25 protein-coding genes are annotated in these 26,100 nt (G+C 54.1%); 11 read left to right on the forward strand and 14 right to left on the reverse strand.

The features are described from left to right. The first annotated feature begins 4 nt into the window (after positions 1-4). Positions 5-346 (forward strand): DUF2853 family protein, encoded by a 342-nt coding sequence (locus AB8B75_RS03865; RefSeq protein WP_405359975.1) that lies wholly within the window; start codon positions 5-7, stop codon positions 344-346. A 235-nt stretch (positions 347-581) separates the two neighbouring features. On the opposite strand, the gene AB8B75_RS03870 is transcribed toward AB8B75_RS03865, so the two are convergent. Genes AB8B75_RS03870 through tsaD form a run of 5 tightly spaced genes read right to left on the reverse strand, consistent with a single transcriptional unit; the run spans position 582 to position 3,777 of the window. Beyond that, positions 582-977, reverse strand: coding sequence for a DUF1761 domain-containing protein (locus AB8B75_RS03870; protein WP_405359977.1), 396 nt, complete (start codon positions 975-977; stop codon positions 582-584). A gap of 51 nt (positions 978-1,028) precedes the next feature. Further along, on the reverse strand, positions 1,029-1,448 hold the full coding sequence (locus AB8B75_RS03875; RefSeq protein ID WP_405360184.1) for an EVE domain-containing protein: 420 nt from the start codon (positions 1,446-1,448) through the stop codon (positions 1,029-1,031). Then, positions 1,448-1,720 (reverse strand): YciI family protein, encoded by a 273-nt coding sequence (locus AB8B75_RS03880; RefSeq protein ID WP_405359979.1) that lies wholly within the window; start codon positions 1,718-1,720, stop codon positions 1,448-1,450. The genes AB8B75_RS03875 and AB8B75_RS03880 overlap by 1 nt, the downstream gene beginning before the upstream one ends. After that, positions 1,721-2,683, reverse strand: coding sequence for an NAD(P)H-dependent glycerol-3-phosphate dehydrogenase (locus AB8B75_RS03885; protein WP_405359981.1), 963 nt, complete (start codon positions 2,681-2,683; stop codon positions 1,721-1,723). It lies immediately after the preceding gene. Further along, positions 2,680-3,777 (reverse strand): tRNA (adenosine(37)-N6)-threonylcarbamoyltransferase complex transferase subunit TsaD, encoded by a 1,098-nt coding sequence (tsaD, locus tag AB8B75_RS03890; RefSeq protein WP_405359983.1) that lies wholly within the window; start codon positions 3,775-3,777, stop codon positions 2,680-2,682. Before tsaD ends, AB8B75_RS03885 begins: the two co-directional genes overlap by 4 nt. Before the next feature lie 75 nt (positions 3,778-3,852). Between tsaD and AB8B75_RS03895 the strand changes: the two genes are divergently transcribed. From AB8B75_RS03895 to AB8B75_RS03920, 6 genes are all read left to right on the forward strand, one after another. Further along, on the forward strand, positions 3,853-4,563 hold the full coding sequence (locus AB8B75_RS03895; protein ID WP_405359985.1) for a uroporphyrinogen-III synthase: 711 nt from the start codon (positions 3,853-3,855) through the stop codon (positions 4,561-4,563). Between the two features lie 69 nt (positions 4,564-4,632). Then, complete coding sequence (locus tag AB8B75_RS03900) at positions 4,633-6,150, forward strand: COG4223 family protein (RefSeq protein WP_405359986.1); 1,518 nt, start codon at positions 4,633-4,635, stop codon at positions 6,148-6,150. Positions 6,151-6,163: 13 nt separating this feature from the next. Beyond that, entirely contained in the window at positions 6,164-7,666 is a 1,503-nt protein-coding gene (locus tag AB8B75_RS03905) for a heme biosynthesis protein HemY (protein WP_405359988.1), read from the forward strand. Between the two features lie 64 nt (positions 7,667-7,730). After that, on the forward strand, positions 7,731-9,986 hold the full coding sequence (locus tag AB8B75_RS03910) for a heavy metal translocating P-type ATPase (RefSeq protein WP_405359990.1): 2,256 nt from the start codon (positions 7,731-7,733) through the stop codon (positions 9,984-9,986). Continuing rightward, on the forward strand, positions 9,983-10,372 hold the full coding sequence (gene cueR, locus AB8B75_RS03915) for a Cu(I)-responsive transcriptional regulator (RefSeq protein WP_405359991.1): 390 nt from the start codon (positions 9,983-9,985) through the stop codon (positions 10,370-10,372). Before AB8B75_RS03910 ends, cueR begins: the two co-directional genes overlap by 4 nt. A 172-nt stretch (positions 10,373-10,544) precedes the next feature. After that, complete coding sequence (locus AB8B75_RS03920) at positions 10,545-11,357, forward strand: ferritin-like domain-containing protein (protein ID WP_405359992.1); 813 nt, start codon at positions 10,545-10,547, stop codon at positions 11,355-11,357. Between the two features lie 119 nt (positions 11,358-11,476). Here AB8B75_RS03920 and AB8B75_RS03925 read toward each other — a convergent pair whose 3' ends face one another. Next, positions 11,477-12,304 (reverse strand): transcriptional regulator, encoded by an 828-nt coding sequence (locus tag AB8B75_RS03925; RefSeq protein WP_405359994.1) that lies wholly within the window; start codon positions 12,302-12,304, stop codon positions 11,477-11,479. A gap of 158 nt (positions 12,305-12,462) precedes the next feature. Here AB8B75_RS03925 and AB8B75_RS03930 point away from each other — a divergent pair, with 158 nt between their 5' ends. Both AB8B75_RS03930 and AB8B75_RS03935 read left to right on the forward strand, forming a co-directional pair. Further along, complete coding sequence (locus AB8B75_RS03930) at positions 12,463-13,419, forward strand: fatty acid desaturase (RefSeq protein ID WP_405359995.1); 957 nt, start codon at positions 12,463-12,465, stop codon at positions 13,417-13,419. A gap of 77 nt (positions 13,420-13,496) precedes the next feature. Further along, positions 13,497-14,303 carry an enoyl-CoA hydratase gene (locus AB8B75_RS03935; RefSeq protein WP_405359997.1) on the forward strand — a complete coding sequence of 269 codons (807 nt, stop codon included), beginning with the start codon at positions 13,497-13,499 and terminating at the stop codon, positions 14,301-14,303. Positions 14,304-14,373: 70 nt separating this feature from the next. On the opposite strand, the gene gyrB is transcribed toward AB8B75_RS03935, so the two are convergent. The 6 genes from gyrB to rpsT form a co-directional block, all read right to left on the reverse strand. Then, positions 14,374-16,788, reverse strand: a complete 2,415-nt coding sequence (gyrB, locus tag AB8B75_RS03940; protein WP_405359999.1) for a DNA topoisomerase (ATP-hydrolyzing) subunit B — start codon at positions 16,786-16,788, stop codon at positions 14,374-14,376. A 78-nt stretch (positions 16,789-16,866) separates the two neighbouring features. Beyond that, positions 16,867-17,487, reverse strand: a complete 621-nt coding sequence (locus AB8B75_RS03945; RefSeq protein ID WP_405360000.1) for a LysE family translocator — start codon at positions 17,485-17,487, stop codon at positions 16,867-16,869. Next, entirely contained in the window at positions 17,484-18,587 is a 1,104-nt protein-coding gene (gene recF / locus AB8B75_RS03950; RefSeq protein WP_405360002.1) for a DNA replication/repair protein RecF, read from the reverse strand. Before recF ends, AB8B75_RS03945 begins: the two co-directional genes overlap by 4 nt. 41 nt (positions 18,588-18,628) lie before the next feature. Next, positions 18,629-19,747: a DNA polymerase III subunit beta gene (dnaN, locus tag AB8B75_RS03955; protein ID WP_405360003.1), complete on the reverse strand. Its 1,119-nt coding sequence runs from the start codon at positions 19,745-19,747 to the stop codon at positions 18,629-18,631. Between the two features lie 144 nt (positions 19,748-19,891). Further along, on the reverse strand, positions 19,892-21,259 hold the full coding sequence (gene dnaA / locus AB8B75_RS03960) for a chromosomal replication initiator protein DnaA (RefSeq protein WP_405360004.1): 1,368 nt from the start codon (positions 21,257-21,259) through the stop codon (positions 19,892-19,894). Positions 21,260-21,778: 519 nt separating this feature from the next. Then, on the reverse strand, positions 21,779-22,042 hold the full coding sequence (rpsT, locus tag AB8B75_RS03965) for a 30S ribosomal protein S20 (RefSeq protein WP_405360006.1): 264 nt from the start codon (positions 22,040-22,042) through the stop codon (positions 21,779-21,781). A gap of 251 nt (positions 22,043-22,293) precedes the next feature. On the opposite strand from rpsT, the gene AB8B75_RS03970 reads away from it, so the two are divergent. After that, positions 22,294-23,466 (forward strand): Hint domain-containing protein, encoded by a 1,173-nt coding sequence (locus AB8B75_RS03970; RefSeq protein ID WP_405360007.1) that lies wholly within the window; start codon positions 22,294-22,296, stop codon positions 23,464-23,466. 102 nt (positions 23,467-23,568) lie between these two features. On the opposite strand, the gene AB8B75_RS03975 is transcribed toward AB8B75_RS03970, so the two are convergent. Together AB8B75_RS03975 and mutM are read right to left on the reverse strand one after the other, a co-directional pair. Further along, a complete protein-coding gene (locus tag AB8B75_RS03975) occupies positions 23,569-24,345 on the reverse strand; it encodes an enoyl-CoA hydratase (protein WP_405360009.1) in 777 nt (258 codons plus the stop codon). A 64-nt stretch (positions 24,346-24,409) separates the two neighbouring features. Further along, on the reverse strand, positions 24,410-25,261 hold the full coding sequence (mutM, locus tag AB8B75_RS03980; RefSeq protein WP_405360011.1) for a bifunctional DNA-formamidopyrimidine glycosylase/DNA-(apurinic or apyrimidinic site) lyase: 852 nt from the start codon (positions 25,259-25,261) through the stop codon (positions 24,410-24,412). A gap of 86 nt (positions 25,262-25,347) precedes the next feature. Between mutM and ubiE the strand changes: the two genes are divergently transcribed. Then, positions 25,348-26,100 carry a bifunctional demethylmenaquinone methyltransferase/2-methoxy-6-polyprenyl-1,4-benzoquinol methylase UbiE gene (gene ubiE, locus AB8B75_RS03985; protein ID WP_405360012.1) on the forward strand — a complete coding sequence of 251 codons (753 nt, stop codon included), beginning with the start codon at positions 25,348-25,350 and terminating at the stop codon, positions 26,098-26,100.

The following is a 26,100-nucleotide window of genomic DNA, read 5'->3' on the forward strand; positions in this document are numbered from 1 at the left end:
TTTTATGGGCAAACGGGATGATTTGATTGCGCAATATGCAGACGATCTGAAGAATAAATGCGGTATGACACCGGATATGGATCTGCTGACCAAGGTCACAATTGGCTGTGGTCCGTCAATTTATAATGCAGACGCGTCTACTGTTGCGAGCAGCCAGGCCGGTGAAATTGAAACGGTGAAAAACAACTTTTTGATCAAGAAACTTGGTTTGTCTGACGGGCCTGAGCTGACTGCTGCAATTGACAAGACCATTGAAACTTACGGTAAATCCGAGCGCAACAAGTATCGCGCTGTCGTTTATTACATGCTGACCAAGCACTTCGGCAAAGAATCCGTCTACGGCTGATGTCGAAGGCAATGCTGTTTGGAGCGCCTCTTTTGTTAAGGAGGCGTTTCATTTTTGCACGGCTTTTAAACTATTGAGAGATTGAGATTTCGCGCAGTTGCGTGTATCGCTTAGTCATCCGGCCAGCATGGCCAGGACCAGTTTCAATCTCGTGCTGTGGGTGAAGTGCACGTGGGGTGAAGAAGGGTTCTGGCGCTGCGTCAGGACCCTTCATTTTTTTGGCACCTACAACTGATCAGAACAGCGTCAGCATCAGACCAATCACAGTACATCCAAAAGTTGCATATCCGCCATCGATCAGGATCAAGCTTTTTGAGCGCGCGCCAAAGCTGTAAAATGTTGCAATCCACGGGCTTACGAGAAACAGCCCGATGCCAAATCCAGACACTAGACCTTTGCCAACCGTATCGATGCTGCTGAGTTCGAACACGTGGCGCATCATGCCTGCCACCAAAATGGCGCCGAAAAGGCTTGTCACATAGGGCACTGGATCAGATCTATTCGCAGGCGCGCCACTTTCGTCGAGCGGTACGCCAGATGCAGCCATCCACTTTTCGGCTAACACCGTGTACCAAATTGCACCAAACGCAAAGCCTGCGACCCCCGCCACCAAGACACTCAAGAATTCCATGGCAAACTCCTCCTTCATTTGGTTCAGATTGCCATCGGCGAAGCTGTTGCGCTAGTCGGAAATACCAGCCATGGCGCAGACGATCTGCCACTCCTTTGCTGATACCGGCTGAACCGAAAGCCGCGAATTGCGCACCAGAACCATTTCTGACAACTCTTCTTTCGCTTTCACATCATCTAGAGTTACAGGCGTTTTCACCGGCTTTACGGCTTTTATGTCTACGCATTCCCAGCGCGCATCGTCGGTTGTGCTATCGGGATGCGCTTCGGCGCAAACCTCAACGATGCCCACGATCGCACGCTCCTTTTGCGAGTGATAGAAAAATCCCAGATCACCGATGGCCATCTCGCGCATGAAATTTCGTGCCTGGTAGTTGCGCACGCCATCCCATTCCTCGCCAACGTCGCCTTTTGCGCATTGGTCGTCCCAGCTCCAGGTGGAGGGCTCGGATTTGAATAGCCAGTACGCCATCATCCGATAACCCTGTTCCAGGGGATCAGCTGAACAGACGCAAACAGACCTGCTTTGCCATATGGATCTCCTGCGGCCCAGCTGCGAGCGGCATCCATATCCGCGACATCCAGAATGATCAAAGAGCCGGCCATCTCGCCTTTTTCGTCCAGAAGAGGACCGGCCTGTTGCACCGCATCGCCTGCTTTCAGGTATTCTACATGCGCTGGGCGGTTCTCCTGTCGGATTGGCAAAGCGCCGGGATTGTCATGAGCGATGAGAGCAACAAGCATCTATTCTTCCTTCAGGCTACGGGACAAGAGGCTACGTATGGCCTCTGATACATCCAATCTTTTTTCAACCAGAGCCGCAACACAGGAAGTGATCGGGAGGTCCAGACCTGTTTGCAGCGCGACTTGGGCTGCGGCACAGGCCGTTGCGGCACCCTCAATTGTTGTAGCAGGATCAAAACCAGTTCCTGAACCAATCGAGACACCGAACCTGTAGTTTCGTGACTGAGCAGACGTGCATGTCAACACCAAGTCGCCAAAACCGCAGAGGCCCGACAGTGTTTTGGGTTCTGCACCCCTGGCCCGAGCCAATCGCTGCATCTCTGCAAAGCCGCGGGTCATTAGAGCCGCGCGCGCGCTTTCGCCAAGACCCGCGCCCATTGCGGTGCCGCAGGCTATGGCGATCACGTTTTTGAGCGCTCCACCCAAGGATGCACCAATTGTGTCATGCATCCTATAGAGGCGCAGTGTTGGTGTCGACAGCTCAAGTTGCAATGCACGGCCCAAGTCATCATCGCGACAAGCGAGGGTCAGGCCGGTCGGCAGGGCGATTGCAATGTCATGGGCGAAACTCGGCCCTGTCAGCAGAGCCGTTTTGGCATCAGGCAGCGCTTGCGCAATCACGTCCAAGGGTCCCAAACCGGTCTCGAGGTCCATCCCTTTGCAACAGGCCACCAGGGTTTTGCCGTTGAGAGCATCCTTGTTTAACTGAACAAAGGGGCGCAACTGCTGCATGGGCACGGCCAGCAGCACAGCGTCGGCCGCGCAAGCTTTATCAAGTGCATTAGTTAGAAACAGATCATCGGGAAACGGGCACCCTGGCAAACGCGCGGCGTTTTCACGGTCTAGATCCATTTGTCTGGTCTGGTCTGGGTTGCGACACCAAAGCGCCACAGGCGTGGATTTCGATAGGCAGATGGCCAGCGCCGTACCAAAGGCACCCGCACCCAAAACGGCCAAATTCATGCCTTGGCCCCCTTTTTGCCGCTGCCAAGCATAGCGGGACGGGTGTGATCTAACGGCCAACGTGGCCGCGCGGAAAGAGTCAGATCATCGGGTGGGCGGTCTGCCATCTGTTCCAGCGCGGCAAATGCGATCATCGCTGCATTGTCAGTGCATAGGGCGATGGGGGGCGCAATGAAATCTGCGCCAAACTTCTTGGAAACGCGTTCCAAGGCCATTCGGATGGCGCCATTGGCCGCGACGCCTCCTGCTACACATAGAGCGGGCTGCGGCGGATTGGATTGCAAATAGATGCGCAAAGCACGTGATGTTTTTTCCGCGAGTACATCAACAACAGCTGCTTGAAATCCTGCGCATAAATCGGATCGGGCCTGCTCGGGAAGCCCGCCATGCTCTGCAACAATGTTGTTCCGGGCTCTTAAAACGGCGGTTTTAAGCCCGGAGAAGGACAAGTCGCAATCTTGCCGATCCAGAAGCGGTCGGGGCAGGGTGTAGATATTGGCGTCACCTTTACGCGCGGCGCGTTCCACAGCCGGGCCCCCGGGTTGCTGCAGGCCAACCAAACGCGCGATCTTGTCAAACGCTTCACCGGGCGCATCATCAATTGTCCCGCCCAGACGGTCGAAATCATCCGGACCCCGTACGACCAAAAACTGGCAATGGCCGCCGGAGACCAATAGCATGAGGTAAGGGTACCCGATGTCGTCCGTCATGCGTGGGGTCAGCGCGTGGCCGGCAAGGTGATTGACCCCATAGAGCGGCGCGCCGGTGGCGACCGACAATCCTTTGGCGCACATCACACCCGACACCACTCCACCGATCAAGCCTGGTCCGGCCGTAACCGCCAGGAAATCTACGGCTTCCAGCGATGTGTTGGCCTGCGCAAGCGCTTCCTCAACGCAATGATCCAGCATCTCTGCATGCGCGCGCGCTGCGATCTCGGGCACAACACCCCCAAATTCTGCATGCAAGCTGGATTGTCCATATAAAACAGATGACAGGATCTCCGTTTTACCTGTCTTATCACGGCGCAAAACTGCTGCCGCGGTGTCATCGCAGCTGCTTTCTATTCCAAGAACGGTGGTTGAAACTGTCAAGAGGTGACCCCGTTGCATGCGCTTGTGCGGGGAGGTAACACCATAGTCGGTCGCAAACAATGCTGAGGCTCCTTCTTGAAGACTGCGCGCATCCCGCTAATCATGACCCGACCAGAGGGGGCAAACGAGCGCTTTATCCGCCAGATGCCTGACGCATTGCGCGCGCATTTTAAGGTGGTGCTCAGCCCATTGGTCCGAATTGTTCCCACACCTGCAAAGCCAAACATTGGCCCAGAAGATGCTGCGATTTTCACCTCCTCCAATGCAGTTGATTTTGCGCTAGAAGGGCAGGGGCGGGTTGCCTTTTGCGTCGGGGCGGCAACATGTGCGAAGGCCATTCGCGCAGGATGGCGCGGATCTTGTCTGGGCGGTACTTCTGATGAATTGGTTGCTGAGTTGATCGCGAATCCAACGGCCGCTTTTCTCTGGCACCTCTCCGGGGTTCATGTGCGAGGGGACATTGTAGACAGATTGTCACAAGCCGGAATGAGAGCGAAACGCGCGGTTTTGTATGAACAAATACTGATGGAATTGACTTCAGAGGCGTATTCCTTGCTGGCGGCCCAGACGCCCGTTGTTGTGCCCATTTTTTCACCGCGCACGGCGCAGCAATTTTCAGAAAACTGTCCAAGTCGGGCGCGACCTTATTTGCTTGCCATGAGTGATGCGGTTGCACAACCACTCCTTGTTTTGAGTGAAGCACAACTTGAAACAGCTCACTCTCCTACAGCGGAGGCGATGGTTAAAAGCCTTGAAAAGCTTGCCTGTCGCATCAGCTTGGGTTGAGGGGAAAGGTATGCGCGAGTAAGGTTGTTAGTGGGTGGCGCACATGAAGATTCGAAAAGGGTGAGGGATTTGGCGAAAGCAAAGAATTCAAAAGAGGATGTTCAAGCAGAGTCGTTTGACACCAAAACAGACGCCGACACGCCCGAAACGCCTTTGGATGCCATCGAGCCAGTCCTGGAAGATGCGCAACTGAACCAGGATGAGAAGATCGATGGCGAGCCTGCCGCCGAGGAACAAGAGCTCGACGACGCAGAGATTACAGAGACAGATGAACCGACAGATTCGTCAGATGAATCTGCAGAACTTTTGGAGCAGGACGACAAGGCAGAGCAAGTCCTGTCTGACGAAACCGACAGTGCGGCCTACACTTCTGACGGCGAAGGTGTCGCAGAGGCTGATGAACTGACGCACGCACCAGAAGACTCTGTAGAGCTGTTGGAGCAAGATCAAGAGACAGAGCAAGTCCTGACTGACGAAACGGACAATGCGACGGACGCACGTGAAGACGACCTTGTCGCGGAGACCGAAAACCGCGACGCGGAAAATGCGGAAGTAGTTTCGGAAGAGGCCTCAGATACGATTGTTGAAGAACCGCAACCGGTGGCGCCACCGCCAGTTGTGCAAAAAAGTTCTATCTGGCCTGCGGTCTTCGGCGGCATCGTTGCTGCGGTGATTGGTTTTGTCGCTGGTCGCGGTGATCAACTAGATGCTTATTTGCCAGCGTCGTTACAACGCCAGACAGCTGATTTGACGCCGCTTGTCGACCAAGCCTCTGCACTTGAGGAGCGTATTGCGCTATTGGAGACAGAACCACCGAACCAAGACCCTGCACCTTCATTGGAAGCCTTCGACGTTGCTTTGACAGATATTGATGGGGTCAAATCCGCGCTATCGGAATTGGCCGAACGTGTCGAAGAAATGGGCCAACAGGTCGAAACCATCGAGGCACGACCTGTAGAAACCGTCGAAACCATTGTTCAACAGCCAATTGACAACACCCAGAACGCTGAGGAAATTGCGTCACTGCAATCGGCGGTGCAAACTTTGCAGTCCCAGATTGCACAAGACGAAGCTCGTGCAAGGTCGGAGGCCGAACGCCTTCTTGCCCAAGCTGCATTGACGCGTGTGGTGACTGCTGTCGAGAGCGGTGAAACTTTTGAGCCTGCTTTGTCCGCTTTGGAAGAGGTCACGCCGGTCGATGTTCCCGATGCATTGCGGATCGCGGCCGCTGAAGGTGTGCCAAGCATGTCGTTCCTTCGCGAAAACTTTCCGGACGCGGCCCGGGCGGGACTCGCAGCGGCGCGCGCGGAAGTGCCTGAGACCGAAGTCGGCGGTGTGGGTGACTTCTTTCGCCGCCAATTGAGCATAAGGTCGGTGACCCCGCGCGAAGGCGATGACGCAGATGCTGTCTTGTCGCGCGCAGAGGCTGCATTAAACGCGGAAGACCTTGAGGGCACTCTGGTCGAGCTTGATGCGCTGCCCGAAGTGGCAAAAGCCGCCATGCAGGGTTGGCTAGATGGCGCCGCTGCAAGGCAAGACGCACGCCAAGCCGCCCAAGAAATGGCAGACAGCCTGACGGTAAACTGAGAAAGACGTTATTATGCTTTGGTCTTTGATAAAAATTGTTCTCTTTGTCGCCGCAGTGGCGGCATTGGCGCTAGGTGCGGGCTACCTTCTGGAAAGCGAAGGTGGCGTACAGGTTACCGTGATGGGTAGCGAATTCACGTTTAGCCCGATCCAGTCTGTGCTGGCCGTCATTGCTCTGGTGGCTGCGGTCTGGCTGATGCTGAAACTGCTATCATTGTTGTTGGCAACGTGGCGGTTTTTGAATGGTGATGAAACGGCGTTGTCACGTTATTTCGATCGAAACCGTGAACGCAAAGGGTTTGATGCTTTGTCCGAAGGCATGATGGCGCTTGCAAGTGGGGAGGGCAGGGTTGCGATGGCAAAGGCCGCTAAGGCCGACAAATACCTGAACAAACCCGCGCTGACCAATCTGCTCACCGCCCAGGCCGCTGAAATGGCGGGAGATCGGCGTAAGGCCGAGGAGACTTACAAGAAATTGGTGGCCAATGATGCGACGCGATTTGTCGGGGTGCGGGGTATCTTGAAACAGAAACTGGCCGATGGCGATACAGAAACAGCTTTGCAGCTTGCGGAACGTGCGTTTGCGATCAAACCCAAGCATGAAGAAACGCAAGATGTTTTGCTGCGGTTACAGGCCCAGAAAGAAGACTGGTCTGGTGCCCGTCAGACCCTGAGCGCGAAACTCAAGCATGGTAGTCTGCCGCGTGATGTTCACAAACGACGCGACGCGGTGCTTGCGTTGTCGCAAGCCAAGGACATTCTCGCAGAGGACAGCTCTATCGATCTGCAAGAAAAGGCAATTGAAGCCAACAAACTTTCGCCGGATCTCATTCCGGCAGCGGTCATGGCGGCGGAAAGTTACATTTCGAAAGGTAAACCGCGTTTGGCGACGCGCTTGCTGAAAAAGGCTTGGGAAACCTCGCCACACCCAGATCTTGCCGCAGCATTTGCTAGCATAGCACCTGACGAGACGCCGCCGCAGAGGATCAAACGGTTCGTGGCCTTAACACGCCTGAATATGCACCACGCCGAAACGCGGATGTTGTTGGCGGAATTGCACATCGCGAATGAAGACTTCCCTGAAGCACGTCGGGCGCTGGGCGATTTGGTAGAGACCAATCCGACAGCACGATCTGTCACCTTGTTGGCGGCTATTGAGCGTGGTGAGGGAGCCGACGATGCCGTGGTTCGGGGGTGGCTTGCAAAAGCCCTGACGGTATCGCGTGGCCCTCAATGGATTTGCGACAATTGCCAACATATCCATTCGGAATGGGCGTCGATATGTGAAAACTGCGATAGTTTTGATACCCTTGCCTGGAAAACGCCGCCGACATCTGAAGTGGCCATGCCTGGTGGGGTGCAAATGCTACCCTTGATTGTCGGTGCCTTGGAGGAAAGTGGCTCTGAACCAACGAATGAGGCACCTGAGGGCGAAGTGATCCAAGACGCGGAAATATTGCCGCCGGAAGCTGATAACTCCCAAGATCAGCTCAAAGAAGCAGAAAAACAAGCCTGAGGGTTGACCTTCCAGTAACTGGAACCCTTATGTACTAACTTGTCCGTAATACGGGGAAGCTGGTGTGCTGGATTCTCAAACCGTTACTCTATCTGTGGAAAAAATGTCCTGCGCGTCGTGTGTCGGCCGCGTTGATCGAGCTCTTGCAGGGCTCGATGGCGTTTTGGACGTCGCGGTCAACTTGGCAACGGAGGAAGCTACTGTTTCGCTGGACGGCGCGAAGATTGATGCGCAGGCTTTGGCGCAAGCTGCTACAAACGCAGGATACCCGGCAAAAGTCGTGCATAGTCGCACCCTCGACGAACAGGAAACCAGACGCGTCGATGAAGCGCGGGACCTGCGCAATCAAACCTGCTTAGCCGCGCTTTTGGCGGCCCCGGTGGTGGTGTTGGAAATGGGGTCGCATGTGCTGCCAGGTTTCCACCATTTGATTATGCAAACCATCGGACTGACAGCCAGCTGGTGGCTGCAGTGCGTTTTAACAGCGGCCGTTCTGGCCGGACCCGGTCGCCGGTTTTATGCTACAGGATTTGCGGCATTGGCCAAGCGCGCACCAGATATGAATAGCCTTGTTGCCTTGGGAACAGCGGCGGCTTTCGGGTTTTCTCTTTGCGTTCTACTGGTGCCGAATTGGCTGCCCGCGGACGCTCAGGCCGTTTATTTTGAAGCTGCAGCAGTGATTGTGGTCTTTATCCTGTTGGGACGGTGGCTAGAGGCGCGCGCAAAGGGGCGTACCGGGGCCGCGATCAAAACATTGATGGGCCTCAGACCAAAAACCGCACGTGTGTTGCGGGCGGGGAAAATCAGTACGATTGCAGTTGAAGAGATCGCGGTGAACGATGCCATTCTTCTGAGCGCTGGAGAGCGCATCCCCGTAGATGGTGTGGTCACCGAAGGTACGAGCCATGTGGATGAGAGCATGATCACAGGCGAACCCTTGCCGGTCGGCAAATCGGCCGGTGATGATCTGACCGGTGGCACCATCAATGGATCAGGTAGCCTGACCCTCAAGGCCACACGCGTCGGTGAGGATACGGTTCTGTCTGGTATCATCCAAATGGTTCAGGACGCCCAGGGCGCAAAACTTCCCATTCAGGCATTGGTGGACCGGGTTACGCTCTGGTTCGTGCCGGTGGTCTTGATGGTCTCTCTGGCAACGGTCGTCGCATGGCTCAGTTTTGGACCTGCGCCTCAAGTATCACACGCCTTGGTCGCTGGTGTTGCCGTTTTGATCATCGCATGCCCCTGTGCGATGGGTCTTGCGACACCGACGTCTATCATGGTCGCAACTGGACGTGCTGCGGAACTGGGTGTGCTTTTTCGCAAAGGCGATGCTTTGCAATCGCTGGCGGATGTGGACCTGATTGCTTTTGACAAAACCGGGACTCTGACCCTGGGCAAGCCTGTCCTGAAGTCCTTAATCCTGCACAATGGGTTTGACCGCGTGGAAGTTTTGGGTCTGATCGCGAGCATCGAAGCCCGAGCTGAACACCCCATTGCCAGCGCGATCGTTGCTGCTGCAGAAGAAGCTGAAGTCGCCACACAAGACGCCACAGAAGTCGAGGCTCTCGGGGGCAGGGGAATTGTTGGTAAAGTGGCAGGACGTGAAGTGCTGGTCGGAACGATGCAATTGATGGCCGAAAACAATGTTGACACCGAAACCTTTGATGCGGAGGCTAGGCGACTGGCCCTGACAGGCGCCACGGTTTTTTTCGTAGCGATCGACAGACAGCTGGCTGCCTTGACGGCCGTATCCGATCAGATCAAACCAGATGCCGCAAAGATGGTGCGTGCGCTGAAGTCACAGGGCGTCAGTGTCGCGATGATCACGGGGGACCGGGCAGAAACCGCACAATCCGTCGGCGGCGAAATGGGCATCGATACGGTTGTCTCTGACGTTTTGCCTGAGGGCAAAGTTGCGGCGTTGACTGAGCTGCGCCACAAACACCAAAAGGTGGCCTTCGTGGGCGATGGCATCAATGACGCGCCGGTTCTTGCCACGGCAGATGTGGGTGTGGCCATCGGAACCGGTACAGATGTAGCGATCAGCGCCGCAGATATTGTGCTGATGTCGGGCGATTTGAATGGTGTGATGACCGCAGTGAATATAAGCAAAGCGACAATGCGCAACATCCAGCAAAACCTCTTTTGGGCTTTTGGCTACAACGCAGCACTCATCCCGGTGGCGGCCGGTGCTTTGTATGCTCCCTACGGTCTTTCGTTGTCGCCACAATTGGCAGCAGGCGCGATGGCCTTGTCGAGCCTGTTTGTTCTCAGCAATGCGTTACGACTGCGTGATCTGAAAAGGAGTCTGTCTTGAACATTTCTGACGTGGCGAACCGTACGGGAATTCCCGTAAAAACCATCCGCTACTATGAAGAGATAGGATTGGTTGCGCCAGCGCGCAGCGCGAATGGGTACCGCAGTTTTTGTGATACCGACTTGCACAAGCTCGCCTTTCTCGGTCGCGCGCGCTCTTTGGGTTTCGGGATTGAAGCCTGCCGTGGACTCCTCCGTCTTTACAACGATCAACAAAGGGCCAGTTCCGACGTGAAGGCCTTGGCAGAGGAGCATCTCGCTCAGATTGATCAAAAAATCGACGCACTTGGCCAAATGCGCGACACACTTTCACACCTCATTGATGCGTGCGCCGGAAATGAGCGACCTGATTGCCCCATCTTGGCTGATCTTGCATCTGATCGATGATCTGACGTGCCAGAATTTGCAATTGGAAGTCTAATCGCTATGGCAACTACGACAATTCTTTTTTGATCTCAGCGTCGCAGGGTGTTTCACGGGTTCTGATCTTTGGGCCTTCTTGATAGGGGTTCTTTTGTCCGACTGATACAAACTTGCGCTATCTCAAGAAAGAACATGCATGTCTCACGCAGCTACCCTAACCGATATGGCCGTCGATGTGCTGAGCACTGCGGATGGGCGCAAGAAAACTGAAAAATCTAGATCACATGCAGCTACTTGGCAGGCCGCACGGGAAAATGATCAACCCATCGCACTCGGATCAGCGCCTGCGCCAGCGCATCCCGCCCGTCCAGCAAAGCCCGAATTGCTCAGCCCACGTGATATGCCCAAACGCAAACCCGGTACCCCGACTGGCCGTCAGGCGATGTTGCATGCCATCGCGCATATAGAACTGAACGCAGTGGATTTGCATTGGGACATCATTGCCCGTTTTGCGCATATTCGTATGCCAATGGGTTTTTATGATGATTGGGTCCGCGCGGCGGATGATGAAGCCAAGCATTTCAACCTTCTATGCGATTGTCTCGAAACGGCGGGTAGTTTTTACGGCGCTCTGCCGGCGCATGGCGGCATGTGGCGTGCCGCGGACGATACCGCAGAGGATTTTCTTGGTCGGCTCGCAATTGTGCCCATGGTGCTGGAAGCACGTGGCCTCGATGTTACCCCGGGCATGATTCAGCTGTTTGAAAAGGTGGACGAACAACAGACCGTCGACGCTCTCAAAATCATATACGCCGAAGAGGTCAGCCACGTGGCTTATGGCTCCAAGTGGTTCAACTTTTGCTGCGGCAGGGAAGACGCGGACCCGAAGGAGGTTTTTCATGCGCTGGTCAGAAAGTATTTCAAAGGTGGTCTGAAACCGCCCTTCAACGAAGAAAAACGCGCGGAGGCCGGGATACCACCGGATTTCTATTGGCCGCTCGTGGATTGAAGCCGCAGTCAAAAGTTTCTGGGGGCGATCGTCGGCGTTCTCAACTGAGTCATTGACGACTGATGCGATATAGGTCTTTGGGAGCGTTGAAACCCTAAATTTATTATGCAGCGAGACGGTTACCCGCGAATTTTCTGGGCTAGATCATGGAGAAACACGTGTGCTTGATCAGCTCCGACAACAGCGCGCCTTACAAGGCGGTCGAACTGTTTGGCAAAATCCTTGACTTGTTCGGGGCCGCTGACAACCAGATAGGCGTCGCCAATATAGAGCGCCACGCGCTGCTTTCCAAAAACGGTGAAGGGTGCCGAAAATGTTTTCGTGCCATCGTATAGATGCAAACGCAGCGTGGGGTAATTTTCGTTGCACATTCGCGCCATATAGTTCAATTGCGCGCGGCACGCATCGGCATTTGCGTCACGCCACAATCCGGTTCGCGCGGACAAGTCTTTCAAGGTTTGGATCGGCATCGCAATCTCGACGTCCATGTCGTCCAAAGAAATCTGCCCGAGAACATTTTCAACACCTTCGCCCCGCGCATCTGACACCTCGGCGTTTGTTTCAGACGACAGGCTGACCATATCGGGCAGGGTCGACGGCACGTAACGTAGTTTGTACCCAGCCGCCGCACTGCGCCATTGATCCAGCGGCGTGGAACCATCCGGCTGTACCGCCTGTTCGATCTGAACGCTTTCTGCGACTTCCTGACGCCCCTCCGGCGCATTTTCCAGGCAAAGTAACCAATCCACCGAAACGCCACTGACCCGTGCGATACGGCGCAGCGTCTCGGCGCGCGGCAGCCGATCAAGATCAGGGTTCAGAAATTGGCTCAACGCAGATCGATCCATGCCAACGTCGCGTAGAAATTGACCTTTGCCAGAAGGATGCGAATTGAGTACTTGCTCAAGTCGCTTTTTGAACTCTGCAGAAAGAAGGCGTTTATCCATGGTGCTTAAGTACATCATAAATAATTTTCCACAACAAAAAGTGCTTATCATTACATATGTAATGTATTCCTGACAGATTCACGCTCTTGCCACATACTGGTCGCCTGACACAGTCACGTGGGGAGACAATTTGGAAAACTGAATGAGAAAGAGACTAGTTGAACGACGCCAATAATTTTGCGACCCGATCATTCGAGTGGCCCACTCTGATCATCGCCCTGATCTGCTACACCGGTTTTTTTGTATCGACTTCAGCCTATGACATATTAGGGCCCATGATCAGCGCGATCATATTGGTGCTCGCCTTGGCCTTGTATTCGTCTCTCAATCACGAAGTTCTGCATGGTCACCCCTTCAAAAACGAACGTTTGAACACGGCTTTGGTTTTTCCTGCGCTTGGTCTTCTCATTCCCTATTTTCGTTTCCGGGACACCCATCTGGCGCATCATCACGACCCGACATTGACCGACCCTTATGACGATCCCGAGAGTAACTTTGTCGATCCGGCAGTTTGGGAGACTTGGTCCATCACGAGGAAGATGCTCTACAAATGGAACAACACACTGCTTGGGCGTATCCTGATTGGGCCTATGATCTCGATGTGGGGATTCTACAGGCAGGATGGCATTGAGATCTTTCAGCGAAACAAACCCATAAAAGACGCATATGTCTTTCATTTCTTTGGATTAATACCGTTGTTGCTCTGGTGGCTTGCGGTGGCGGATATGCCGGTTTGGCTATATCTGGTTTGCGTCTATGTCAGTCATTCAGTTCTGAAAATCCGCACTTTTCTCGAACATTGTGCCCATGAAAAAGCCCGCTGTCGCAGCGTGATCATCGAAGATCGCGGTCTATTATCTTTTTTGTTTCTGAAGAACAATCTGCATGCCGTGCACCATGCATGCCCTAGTTTGCCATGGTATCAGTTGCAGCCGTTCTATGAGGCGCGACGCGCCGCATTTCTGGAGAGAAACGGAGGATATGCGTACCGATCTTACACACAGATTGCGCGCTTGTTCCTACTCAAAGCAAAAGACCCCGTGCCGCATAGCCTTTGGGCTGCGGATACACGAGCGGCGCAACCTGAGAAAATTGCCGAGACGGCTACATTGTAATAACCGATAATTTGCTTGCAGATGTGTCCCGGTTCCCGCTTTGATGTCGGAAGTAATGGCGCAGCCCCGGAGGTTTCATGACGCAAAATCCAGACGCACCCGTATTGCTGGATCAATCGGATGGCATTGCCACCGTTACGTTGAACAGGCCCAAGACCCTGAATGCGCTGTCCGAAGAAATGTTGGCTGCGCTGCAATCGACGCTTGATCGGATTGGGCAAGACCAAACTATAAAAGTTGTCATTCTGCGCGGGCAGGGGGCACATTTCTGTGCAGGCCATAATCTAAAAGAAATGACTGGGCATCGGCAGAATGCGGATGGTGGTCAAGCCTATTTCAACAAGCTGTTTGCCACTTGTTCCAAAATGATGATGTCCATCGTTCAATTGCCGCAACCCGTTATTGCCGAGGTTCAGGGCATCGCGACGGCGGCCGGTTGCCAGTTGGTTGCCACATGTGATTTGGCGATTGCGTCTGACACGGCCACTTTTGCCACATCCGGAGTGAATATCGGGCTTTTTTGCTCGACGCCAATGGTCGCATTATCGCGTAATGTGACGCGAAAGCACGCGATGGAAATGTTGTTGCTGGGCGAGTTTCAACCCGCGAAACGCGCTGCAGAAATCGGTCTTGTCAATCAAGTTGTACCACAAGAACTACTTGCGGAAAGCACCCGCAAAATGGCTGAAAAAATTGTCTCCAAAGCTCCTGTTGCCATCAAAATTGGGAAAGAAGGCTTTTACAAACAGGCAGATATGGATCTCGCTGAAGCTTATAGCTTCACGGGCGCGGCCATGGCGGAAAACATGATGGCTCTTGACACTGAACGCGGAATTCAATCCTTTCTCGCCAAAGAACCAATGCCGGAGTGGACAGGCGAATAGGGCATCGCCCTTGGGCTGCCACGAAACACACGGCACCATAATCCCCGCGGTTCAATGCGACTTCGGCGCCCTAAAAATCCAGGTTTTCCACACTCAGCGCGTTCTGCTGAATGAACTCCCGCCTGGGTTCCACAACATCACCCATCAGCTTGGTGAAGAGATCATCCGCTTCAGCCATATCGTTCACTTTGACCTGCAGCAACGTGCGCGCGTCAGGATCCAACGTCGTTTCCCACAACTGATCCGGGTTCATCTCGCCGAGGCCTTTGTAGCGCTGCAAGGACAGCCCTTTTTCGCCTTCTTGCAAAATCGCGTCGAGCAGGTCCATGGGTCCAAGGATCGATTGCATGCGGTCTTTGCGCACCAAAGTGGCCGGTAAGTTATAGACATCCTGCAGGCTTTGGGTAAAGCCGCCTGTGCGCTTAGCTTCGCCACCGCGCAAGATCCGACCGTCCAGAGTACGTACTTCTTCAACGCCGCGCAGAATACGGGCCAGACGAATGCCATGATCTTGTGTGATCCGCCCCTGCCAACCGCGTTCATACTCAGCGGCAATAAGGTTCAGGCGCTTTGCGACCTTGTCGGCGGTCCCCTGTAGGTCGGCATCGACAACACCAGGGGTAAAGGCTCCGGCGATGGCCGCCTGTTCCAGAATATGGCGGGGGTAATGCGTTGGGAAGGCTTCCAACACACGGCGCATTTGCCGCGCCAAATCAACCACACGGGACAGATCAGCACCGGTGATTTCTTCGCCATTACCTTGCTTGAGCATGGCCCCGTCAATGCCCTGCTGGATCAGGTAATCCTCCATCGCCGCCTGATCCTTTAGGTATACTTCCGACTTGCCTCGGGACACTTTGTAAAGAGGGGGCTGCGCGATATATAGATGTCCGTTTTCAATCAATTCAGGCATTTGGCGGTAAAAGAATGTCAACAACAGGGTTCGAATATGCGCCCCATCCACATCGGCATCTGTCATGATAACGATCTTGTGGTACCGCAATTTTTCGATGTTGAACTCGTCACGGCCAATGCCGGTGCCCAGAGCCATCACCAGATTGCCGATCTCTTGTGAACCCAGCATGCGGTCAAACCGTGCGCGTTCCACATTCAGGATTTTGCCCTTTAGGGGCAAAATTGCTTGCGTTTGCCTGTCTCGCCCCGTTTGCGCAGACCCACCTGCGCTGTCCCCCTCGACAAGAAAGACCTCGGTTTTGGCCGGGTCTTTTTCGGAACAATCCTTGAGCTTCCCAGCCAGGAAATTCACATCCATCGCGGTTTTGCGGCGCGTCAGGTCCCGTGCTTTGCGCGCGGCTTCGCGGGCATGGGCAGCTTCGATGATCTTGCCAACCACAATCTTGGCTTCACTGGGGTTCTCTTCGAACCATTCTGCCAGTTTCTCGTTCACCAATCCTTCAACGGCAGGGCGCACTTCGGAGGACACAAGTTTATCTTTGGTCTGCGAGGAAAACTTTGGATCCGGCACTTTCACGGACAGAACACAGGTCAACCCTTCACGGGCGTCATCGCCGGTGAAGCTCACTTTTTCCTTGCGGGCAATGCCACTGGTCTGGGCGTAGTTGTTGATTGTCCGTGTCAGAGCGCCCCGAAAGCCGGCCATGTGGGTACCGCCGTCACGTTGCGGGATGTTGTTGGTGAAGGGCAGCACATTCTCATGGTAGCTGTCGTTCCACCACATGGCGACTTCAACACCAATTTCGTCTTTTTCGCCTGTTATGAAAATGGGCTCTGGCATTACCGAAGCTTTATGACGGTCCAGATATTTGACAAATTCCTTGACGCCACCGTCGTAAAAGAGCTCCGAACGCAAGTGTTCGGCAGGGCGCTCATCTGTTAGAATGATCCTGACACCGGAATTCAGAAACGCCAATTCGCGCAACCGCTTTTCAAGCGTTTCAAAGGAGTATTCCAGGTTTGAAAAAGTCCCTGTCGAAGCCATGAAGCGCACCTGTGTGCCTGTCTGCTCGGTAGGGCCAACGACCTTTAGATGCTCAGTCGTAAACCCGCCTTCGAAACGTGCGACATGTTCTTTTCCTTCGCGCCAAATACGCAATTCCAGCCAATCGCTGAGCGCGTTTACAACGGAGACGCCCACACCGTGCAGACCCCCTGACACCTTGTAGGAATTGCTGTCAAACTTTCCGCCCGCGTGCAGCTGTGTCATGATCACTTCGGCGGCGGAAACGCCCTCTCCGTCATGAATGCCTACCGGGATGCCGCGTCCGTTGTCTCCCACGGAAACCGACGAATCTTCGTGAATTGTGACCGTGACGGCATCGGCATGACCGGCTAAAGCCTCGTCGATACCATTGTCGACGACCTCATACACCATATGGTGCAAACCCGACCCGTCATCGGTATCGCCGATATACATGCCAGGACGTTTTCTGACAGCCTCTAAGCCTTTGAGAACTTTGATGGAATTAGCGCCATATTCCTCAGGCGCCTGCTCATTGTCGGTCATGCCGCTCAACCTTCATATTTTTGTAATTGTATACGATTTTTGGTCGGGAATGTCACGCAATTGGCACAATATTTTGTGTCAGATTAAGGGGATAAGCACACCGACCAAAATGAGTAGTATTCCGGATGTGACATTGATGCGCACAAGTGTTTGCGGGGCCGTAATGATCGACCTGATCTGCCCCACACAGGCGGCAAGCATTAGGTTGCCCAACATGGGAATTGCAACCGAAACAGCCAGGATGGCTGCAACGTCCCAGCGCGTCACGGCACGCAGGTCAAAGAACCCGGGTAGCACCCCCATGTAGAACAACACCGCCTTGGGATTGCCGAGGATGGCTATCAAACCCGCAAGAAAGCCCGGCCAAAGCCCGGGACGGGTCAGTCTGCTGTCCGTGCTGATTTGTGCCCTTGCGTGTTTGATCAAGAGAGCGCCCATTACGACGAAAACGCCGCAAGCGACCCATCGCATGACCACCATAAAGACATCGAATACTGACAGGATCCACGAAACGCCCAGTATTGCAACGAGCGGCCAGATGACGTCGCCCACCGCGACGCCAAGGGCAAGTGGCCAGGCCGCAGCAAAGCCGCCGGAGAGGGCGCGCGCCATAAGTGCGAGCCAGACCGGGCCTGGCGTCATGAACAGGATTACCAGCGCTCCTGAATAGAGCAACAGATCTGCCAATGATATGGTCATCGCGGCGTTGAGATATGTGACATGCCGTCAGTTTCGGTAACGTGAATGTATTGCGCGCGCGGTCCGAGCGTTTCAAATAGTTCCGGCCCGGTCCCCGTCATCCAGGCTTGAGCCTCAAGTGCCCCGATCTCATCATACAATGCCGCACGGCGGTTCGCGTCCAGATGGGCTGCAACCTCGTCCAGCAATAAGAGGGGCGGCGCGCCAAAATCCCGGGACAATGCGCGCGCGTTGGCAAGAATCAACGACACCAAGAGTGCCTTTTGCTCTCCGGTGGAGCAATCCTTGGCGGGTATAGCTTTGGCGCTATAGGCCCCACTGAGATCCGCCCGATGCGGCCCAATCAGGCTGCGACCAGCGGCCATGTCGCGAGATCGGTTCTCAGCCAGCGCTGTGCGAAGATCGTCTTCGGTTGACGGCACGACACCTTCTGCGTTGGTCAATGTAAGATCAGCGGTTGGAAAAGCTGTTGCTGCATTCCGTTGCGCGTCGGCCAGTAGCGCCAGGGTCTCGCGCCGGCTGGCATCGATCGCCGCACCCGATTGCGCCATTTGGTTTTCTAATGCGCCATACCATGCCGCATCCTGCACCCCATCCTTGAGTAATCTGTTGCGCTCGCGCATGGCGCGTTCATAGGCAAGCGATGCTTCAGCGTGGCTGGGGAAAAAACTCAAGGTCATACGATCCAAAAACCGTCGCCGGCCTTCGGCGCCTTCGATCCATAGCCGGTCCATGGCCGGGACAAGCCATAAAACGCGCGCAATGCGTCCCAATGCGGTCTGCGCTGCGGCCTTGCCGTCAATTTTGACCTGTCGCGCGGCGCCTTGCTCTGACCAGATGTCTATTTCGTGCACTTGATGCAGCGATTGTAAAACGCCGGTGATCTTCCACCCCAAGGCCTCGGGCCGTCGGGTCATGTCTTCGGCGCTGGCCCGTCGCAAACCGCGCCCTGGCGTGAACAGGGAAACCGCTTCCAGCACGTTGGTCTTGCCTGCGCCATTGGCCCCGTAGAGGGCCACAGGGCGTGCATCTAAGCTCATGCGACCCACTTTGTGGGATCGGAAATGCGATATGGTGAGAGATGTCAGCGCAAGTGTCACGACATCACCTTGAGGTTGGGAAAGTGGCCCGGTGTTATAGGTTAAACGCGCATTGGCATGACAACATAGACCGCAGATTGGTCATTGCCTTCCCGCATCAGAGTAGGGTCGCCCGACGAGTTGAACATAAACACCGCGTTTTCACGGTCCACTTGGCTGGCGATTTCCAACAGGTACTTGGCGTTGAATCCAATCTCAAGACGTTCGTCGCCATAAGAGACTGCCAATTCTTCTTCTGCAGCACCGCTGTCCGGGGCATTCACCGAAAGCACAAGGCGGTCCTCATCCAGCTGTAGTTTTACAGCGCGTGAGCGTTCTGAGCTCACGGTGGCCACGCGATCTACGGCTTTGGCAAAGTCGCTGGCATCTACCTCGAGTTTGCGCGTATTTCCTTGCGGAATGACCCGCGTGTAATCCGGGAACGTCCCGTCGATGACTTTCGATGTCAGCGTGATATCGGGTGTGGCAAAGCGCACTTTGGTCTCGGAAACGGACACGGCGATTTTCATCTCGTCGTCCTCAAGCAGCTTGCGCAATTCGCCGACTGTTTTGCGGGGTATGATAACGCCCGGCATGTCTGTGGCGCCATCTGGCAAATCCGCATCGATCCGGGCAAGGCGGTGGCCATCGGTGGCAACACAGCGCAAAACACCACCGCCATCTGTGGAGGAGATATGCATGTAAACGCCGTTCAGGTAATACCGCGTTTCTTCTGTCGAGATGGCGAATTTGGATTTGTCGAACAGCCGTCTTAGAACCGGCGCCGGGGCGGAGAAGTTCGAAGCGTATTCTGAAGACGCCATCACCGGGAAGTCTTCTTTTGGCAAGGTGGCCAGGGAAAAATTGGACCGCCCGGCTTCCACAGTCAACCGGCCAGTGGTTCCGTCTGCGGTCAGCGACACAAGCGCGCCATCTGGCAGTTTTCGGACAATTTCGTGTAGTGTTGTGGCTGAAACTGTGGTCGCGCCTGCACGCTCTACGTGCGCCGGCGCCCTGTCGACAACTTCGATGTCGAGATCCGTTGCGCGGAAGGTAACATCACTTCCCTCGGCTTCAATCAACACATTGGCAAGAATTGGTATTGTATTGCGCCGTTCAACAACGGATTGAGCCTGGGACACCGCTTTTAGCAAGGCCGCGCGTTCAATGCTGATCTTCATGGTGTTTTTTATCCTTCCCACCAGTCGGGAAAGGCAAGTTACCCTGTTCTACCGACTTCACAAGACTTTTATTGTTTGTGTGTTGGAAAGTTCAGGGCGTCAAGACCTGCGACCACTTTGCACAGTCGCAGGTCAAATGTGTGACTATTCTTCCAGTGCGCGGCGCAGCAACTCCAGATCTTCGGCAATTTGACCGTCCTGCTGTTTCAACTCTTCGATCCGTTTGACGCCGTGCATTACCGTTGTATGGTCACGCCCTCCAAACCGACGACCAATTTCAGGCAGTGACCGGCTGGTCATCTTTTTGCAAAGATACATCGCCACTTGACGTGGGCGCGCGTAGCTGCGCAATCGCTTTGGTCCGATCATGTCGGACAGACGGATGTTGTAGTGATCCGACACTTTGCGTTGAATCTCCTCTACGGTGATCTTCCGCTCGGAGGCGCGCAGAACGTCTGACAGGCAGTCCTGCGTGAGTTCCATATTAATCTCACGACCAACCAGCGAGGCGAAGGCAAAGAGCCGCGTCAGCGCGCCTTCCAGAACCCGCACATTAGTCGAGATGCGATGTGCCAGAAATTCCAACACGCCTGCCTCGACCTTGAGCTCGGGATAGTTGGCTTTCTGCAGTTCAACCTTGCTTTGCAAAATACCAAGACGCAGTTCGTAGTCCGTGGGGTGCAAGTCGACAACCAGACCACATTGCAGGCGGGACTTCACGCGATCTTCAAGGTCCTTGATCTCGCCCGGCGCACGGTCTGCTGAAATGATGATCTGCTTGTTCTGATCAACGAGGGCGTTGAATGTATGAAAAAATTCTTCCTGCGTGCTGTCCTTGCCGGCGATGAACTGCACGTCATCCACCATTAACACATCGACGGAACGAAAAATTTCCTTGAAATCCATCATTTTGCGGTCGCGAAGGGCTTGCACGAACCGATACATGAATTGCTCGGCAGACAAGTAGAGCACATTGAGATCTGGACGTCGCTGGCGCAATTCATGGGCAATTGCATGCATCAGGTGTGTTTTACCCAAGCCAACGCCGCCATAAAGGAACAAGGGATTGAAAGTGACGGGACCACCTTCTGCAACACGCCGGGCAGCAGCATGGGCCAGTTCGTTGGGTTTGCCGACGACAAAGGTGTCGAAGGTGAAACGCTTGTCCAACGGCGCCGTGGACATGGCACCATTTGATTTTGAAGTGGCTGGTCGGGGCTTTTTCTGAGCAGCGATGTCCACAGAACCGCAATTCTTTTCAGCAGCCACTGGAACCGGCACCGCAAATCGCAGACGGCAGACACTGAGGTCTTCAGCCCTCAATTCATGAAGTATCAGATCAGAAAAATTCTGGTTTACATAGTTTCCCAGAAAATTTGTCGGCACATCGAATGTCGCTATGCCGTCGCCGCTCGCTCGAAACTCGATTGGCTCGATCCAGTTGGTGTAATTGTTTTGCCCTACAGTCTTAAGCAGCTTGTGCCTCAACTGCCCCCATTTTTCCTTCGTCATATTTGACCTGTTTTCCCTTTAAGCGTTCCCAGTTGAAGCAGGTCTCCATTTTTGAAGTACCCAGCCCGCATTTCCATTCGCCAATGTACCACCCCACCACTCCCCGAAAGGGAATGGAATGCCACCCACCGACATGTACAGATTAGGCACAACCCAACCGACCAAACCCCGCGCAAAGGAGCCCATTGTCATGTCAGACGACGCCGTCCGTATTTTTTACGACAGGGCAAAACGCTGTTTAGCAACGCTTGCAGACTGATTGTGTTACGTTACCCGCAACACCCAGTTCTTCACGTCATTGACGTTCGCAGCAGTGCGAGCCTAACGATCAGAGCCTGTCCCCCCATGGCGAAATGAATCGCTGTACACTGGTAGCAATTTCGTAAGCGACCCGGCAACTGAACTTCAATCTTGACTCTAAATTTTTATAAAAGAATCTCTAAAACCCCAAAAAGAGTCCCAATAATGCAAAAAAGCGCTCGAAACCGAGCGCTTTTGTTAACTTTTTGTTAACTCTCGTTAACCGAGTGCTTTGACTCTCGAAGACAACCTAGAGACTTTTCGCGCTGCGGTGTTTTTATGGAACACACCTTTTGTCACACCCCGCATCATTTCGGGTTGGGCTGTTTTCAGAGCCGCGGCTGCAGCCTCCTTGTCGCCGGACGCAATCGCCTCTTCTACTTTGCGAAGAAATGTGCGGATCCGCGAACGACGGGCTTTGTTGACCTGGAAACGGGCTTCGTTTTGACGGGCGCGTTTTTTGGACTGTGGCGAGTTTGCCATGTGTGCTTAACCTTCTCTCTGGTCGATTTAAATCATCATAGCACGATGCCGACCCGATCCGGTTGAGGTTCAACCAAAGGTGATTCTAGCCAAAGCGGGCTGCACGCGCATGTATGGGCTGCTCTATAAGCAGGTTTTGAAGGATTGCAAATCAGAAATTTTATCATGCCCACACGTCTTTAGATCACGTTAAGCAAATCGCAATTGGCCTCTGATAGCCAACAACGCAAATTTGTATCGAAAGCTGCAGCATGACGGCAAATCTTCAAGGTGTCCAATTCGATCAGGTGTACGGGGACAACAGCGCTCGACACAGCGGTGAGCAAGAACACGATACTGACGGTGATGGTACCGCAACGCAGGAAGATGAGTTCGTCTCTTTTACAAACACGAACGGCACGTCACTAGACATCTCGGGTTGGCAGATCTACTCCGATTCCACGGGATCAGGAGCACCTGACACGGCGCAAGATGGCCTTTATCACACCTTTCCGCCCGGTACGGTTCTACAACCCGGCGAAACGCTTTTTATCATCAACGAAATTTCCGGAACGGTGCCAGACTGGGCGCAAGAGGCCTCCGAAGGGGGCGTTGAATCCGGAGCTGGGGGCGTCAGCACTAACCTTCTGACCGAAGGAAACAGCGGCGCGCATGCAGAATCCATCGCATTGGTTGACCCGGATAGCGGTGACTACATCGTTTTCAACATGTCTTCTGACCCGCCGGAAGTTCAAAACCTATCCGGGTTTCCGGGAACGAACAATGTAGGTACCGTCGATGGAGATTCGGTTATGGCAGACCAAATGTCGGGTATCGGATACCGCTATGATGCCAATACCGACAGCTATGTAACGGGATCCCCTGCCGTGCCCTGTTTTGTGCGCGGGACACTGATCCTAACACCAGAAGGGCAAATTCCCGTGGAAGATCTCGAAATTGGGGATCTGATTGTGACGAAAGATGCCGGGGCATTGCCGGTCAGATGGGTCGGGGTTCGTCACCTCAACACAACGGAACTGGTAAAATACGGTCAATACCCGATCGAGTTTAAACCCGGGAGCCTGGGTCCTGGCCGCCCACAAAGAACTTTGCGCTTGTCGCCGCAGCACCGCCTCTTATTTGGCAAAGATTATCTGATGCCTGCGCGCGGACTCACGGATCTGCCGAAAGTGCGCATCATGAAAGGGTGTTTGCAGGTGAGTTACCACCACCTTCTTCTTGATGACCACCACATTATTTTTGCGGAAGGAGCACACGTCGAAACTTTTCTGCCTGGGCGCACCTTCTTGTCGCGCTGTTCGATTGCGGACCGTTTGAAAATTATGAGAATTGCGAAGGCCGATCCAAAACCAGCCCGTGAATGCCTGACAGTCGCAGAAACCCGTATTCATTTGCAAGATTGCGATCAAGCCGCGCTCTTGTGAAACGGCGAAGTCAACGAGATAGCCGCTCCGATGTCCTGCCCGTCGCGATGTCTATGCAAAAATTCCCGCGCCGCAGTTTCAAATAGCCGCAGAAGCGATGTTTTACTTGTCGCGGAACTGCGCTTCGCGCTTTTCCAAAAATGCTGACATGCCCTCGGATTGATCCTCAGTTGCAAACAGCGCATGGAACATCCGGCGTTCAAACAAGAGCCCTTCCCGCAAAGGAACTTCATAGGCGCGATTGACGGATTCCTTGACAACCATCACGGATATCATCGATTTTGCAGCGATTTTTTGTGCAGCACTATTGGCTTCTTCCAGCAGTTTTTTGCATGGAACAACACGAGATGCGAGACCCGAGCGCTCAGCTTCTTCCGCATCCATAAAACGGCCGGTCAGATTCATGTCCATTGCTTTGGACTTCCCAACAATTCTCGTCAGACGTTGGGTGCCGCCGATGCCAGCCACCACGCCCAGATTGATTTCGGGTTGACCAAATTTGGCGGTTTCAGAGCAGATGATGAAATCACACATCATCGCCAATTCGCACCCGCCGCCTAAGGCGTACCCCGACACAGCGGCGATAATAGGTTTGCGCACCCGCATGATCTGCTCAGTTTCCGGCGTGAACAGATCACCTGAAAAAGCCTCGACAAATGACTTGTCCTTCATCATGGCAATGTCCGCGCCAGCCGCAAATGCTTTTTCCGATCCGGTGATGATGATGCAACGAACCTTATCGTTTGCTTGCGCGGCGCTCAGAGCGTCCGCTAATTCTTTCATCAGGTCGTCATTCAGGGCATTTAGCGCGTCCGGCCGGTTCAGCGTGATTTGGGCCACATGGTCCTCTACATCAACGATGATCGTTTCATAGGCCATTTGAGAAGCTCTCGATTGTTGTCTTGAATTTCGAGTCAATAACACCTGTTTGTCTGGGTTCAAGCTATCTTTGGCATTGCGCGCAATAGAAAGATGAGCGTCCCGACTGAACGATTCGCTTGATTTGCGCGGTACAATCCGGGGTGCGGCAAGGTTCGCTTTCCCGTCCGTAGACATCGAAGCTGTGCTGGAAATACCCAAGCTCTCCATCGGCTTGTCGGAAATCCCTTAGCGAAGACCCGCCTGCCAAAATGGCCTCGGTCAGCACCTCGCGAATGATCGGAACCAAGCTTGCAACCTTAGGTTTAGTCAGTTTTCCCGCTTTTTTTGTCGGGCGGATTTTTGCCCGGAAAAGCGCCTCGCACACGTAAATATTGCCCAAACCGGAAACAATTCTCTGATCCAGTAATGCGGACTTGATCGGCGTCATCTTGTTTTTGAAGGCCGAAACCAGATGTGTTTCGTGAAAATCGTTGCCCAAGGGTTCAGGCCCCAGCACAGCCAGAAGTTTGTGAGTTTCAGCTGTCGCAGTTGCCATCAGATCCATGGCACCAAAGCGACGCGGATCGTTAAACGTAATTCGCGCGCCGTTTTCCATGTGAAAGACAACATGGTCATGCTTTTCGGGTGCGGGATGGAAGTGCACAAACTGACCCAAGGGATCGCCAGACACCATCATGCGCCCAGACATGCCCAGATGGATCAACAGCGTTTCGCCCGAAGACAGATCAGCCAAAATGTATTTGGACCTGCGCCTCAGTTTTTCGACGCGATTACCGGACAGGCGTGCCGCCATATCGACGGGAAACGGCCAGCGCAGATCAGGTCGGTTGACATCGGCTTTGGCGATTACGACCCCTTCCATTGCCGGGGCCAGCCCACGACGGACGGTTTCAACTTCAGGCAGTTCCGGCATATTCCCCCCTGTGGCCAAAGGGCCGCATTGTGCATGGCACCCAGAGCCCTATAACAAAGCGCGAAGCGCAAGGACCACAAGAGCCGATGACCGATCACAGCGACAAAACCACTCATTTTGGATTTGAAACTCTGCCTGAGGGTGAAAAGGCCGGGCGTGTGCAGGGTGTGTTCAGTTCCGTCGCAGGCAAATACGACGTTATGAATGATGTAATGTCTGGTGGTGTTCATCGTCTGTGGAAAGATGCGATGATGGACTGGCTGGCCCCACGCGCTGGGCAAAAGCTATTGGATGTGGCGGGGGGAACAGGCGATATCTCTTTCCGCTTTTTGAAGCGCGCTGGTTCGGGACATGCAACGGTTTTGGATTTGACGGAACCGATGTTGATCGAAGGACGCAAGCGGGCCGAGGCCGAGCAGATGCACGACAGCCTGGATTGGGTTGTGGGCGATGCCATGTCGCTGCCGTTTGAAGACAACAGCTTCGATGTCTATACGATCAGCTTCGGAATTCGGAATGTGACCCGTCCGCAGGAAGCCCTGAACGAGGCGTACCGCGTTTTGCGACCTGGTGGACGTTTGATGGTACTGGAATTCAGCCAGTTGCCAAACCCGATGATGCAAAAAGCCTATGATCTTTACAGCTTCAACGTGATCCCGCGCTTGGGTCAGATGATTGCGAACGACCGGGACAGTTACCAATATCTCGTGGAATCGATCCGCAATTTTCCAAATCAGGAAATGTTTTTGCAGATGGTAAAAGATGCGGGTTTTGGAAACGCCAAATACCGCAATCTGACAATGGGCATCGCAGCGCTGCATTCAGGTTGGAAACTCTGA

This window comes from Roseobacter sp. (genome assembly GCF_045106495.1).
In the GTDB taxonomy this organism is placed as follows: Bacteria; Pseudomonadota; Alphaproteobacteria; order Rhodobacterales; family Rhodobacteraceae; genus Roseobacter.

Coding starts and splice junctions, on each gene's coding strand:
- ubiE (WP_405360012.1), top strand. CDS start 25,348: ATGACCGATCACAGCGACAAAACCACTCATTTTGGATTTGAAACTCTG.
- AB8B75_RS03945 (WP_405360000.1), bottom strand. CDS start 17,487: ATGACCATATCATTGGCAGATCTGTTGCTCTATTCAGGAGCGCTGGTA.
- AB8B75_RS03885 (WP_405359981.1), bottom strand. CDS start 2,683: ATGAATTTGGCCGTTTTGGGTGCGGGTGCCTTTGGTACGGCGCTGGCC.
- AB8B75_RS03870 (WP_405359977.1), bottom strand. CDS start 977: ATGGAATTCTTGAGTGTCTTGGTGGCGGGGGTCGCAGGCTTTGCGTTT.
- rpsT (WP_405360006.1), bottom strand. CDS start 22,042: ATGGCAAACTCGCCACAGTCCAAAAAACGCGCCCGTCAAAACGAAGCC.
- AB8B75_RS03920 (WP_405359992.1), top strand. CDS start 10,545: ATGTCTCACGCAGCTACCCTAACCGATATGGCCGTCGATGTGCTGAGC.
- AB8B75_RS03905 (WP_405359988.1), top strand. CDS start 6,164: ATGCTTTGGTCTTTGATAAAAATTGTTCTCTTTGTCGCCGCAGTGGCG.
- AB8B75_RS03935 (WP_405359997.1), top strand. CDS start 13,497: ATGACGCAAAATCCAGACGCACCCGTATTGCTGGATCAATCGGATGGC.
- AB8B75_RS03925 (WP_405359994.1), bottom strand. CDS start 12,304: ATGGATAAACGCCTTCTTTCTGCAGAGTTCAAAAAGCGACTTGAGCAA.
- AB8B75_RS03880 (WP_405359979.1), bottom strand. CDS start 1,720: ATGCTTGTTGCTCTCATCGCTCATGACAATCCCGGCGCTTTGCCAATC.
- dnaN (WP_405360003.1), bottom strand. CDS start 19,747: ATGAAGATCAGCATTGAACGCGCGGCCTTGCTAAAAGCGGTGTCCCAG.
- mutM (WP_405360011.1), bottom strand. CDS start 25,261: ATGCCGGAACTGCCTGAAGTTGAAACCGTCCGTCGTGGGCTGGCCCCG.
- AB8B75_RS03875 (WP_405360184.1), bottom strand. CDS start 1,448: ATGGCGTACTGGCTATTCAAATCCGAGCCCTCCACCTGGAGCTGGGAC.
- gyrB (WP_405359999.1), bottom strand. CDS start 16,788: ATGACCGACAATGAGCAGGCGCCTGAGGAATATGGCGCTAATTCCATC.
- AB8B75_RS03865 (WP_405359975.1), top strand. CDS start 5: ATGGGCAAACGGGATGATTTGATTGCGCAATATGCAGACGATCTGAAG.
- dnaA (WP_405360004.1), bottom strand. CDS start 21,259: ATGACGAAGGAAAAATGGGGGCAGTTGAGGCACAAGCTGCTTAAGACT.
- AB8B75_RS03970 (WP_405360007.1), top strand. CDS start 22,294: ATGACGGCAAATCTTCAAGGTGTCCAATTCGATCAGGTGTACGGGGAC.
- AB8B75_RS03975 (WP_405360009.1), bottom strand. CDS start 24,345: ATGGCCTATGAAACGATCATCGTTGATGTAGAGGACCATGTGGCCCAA.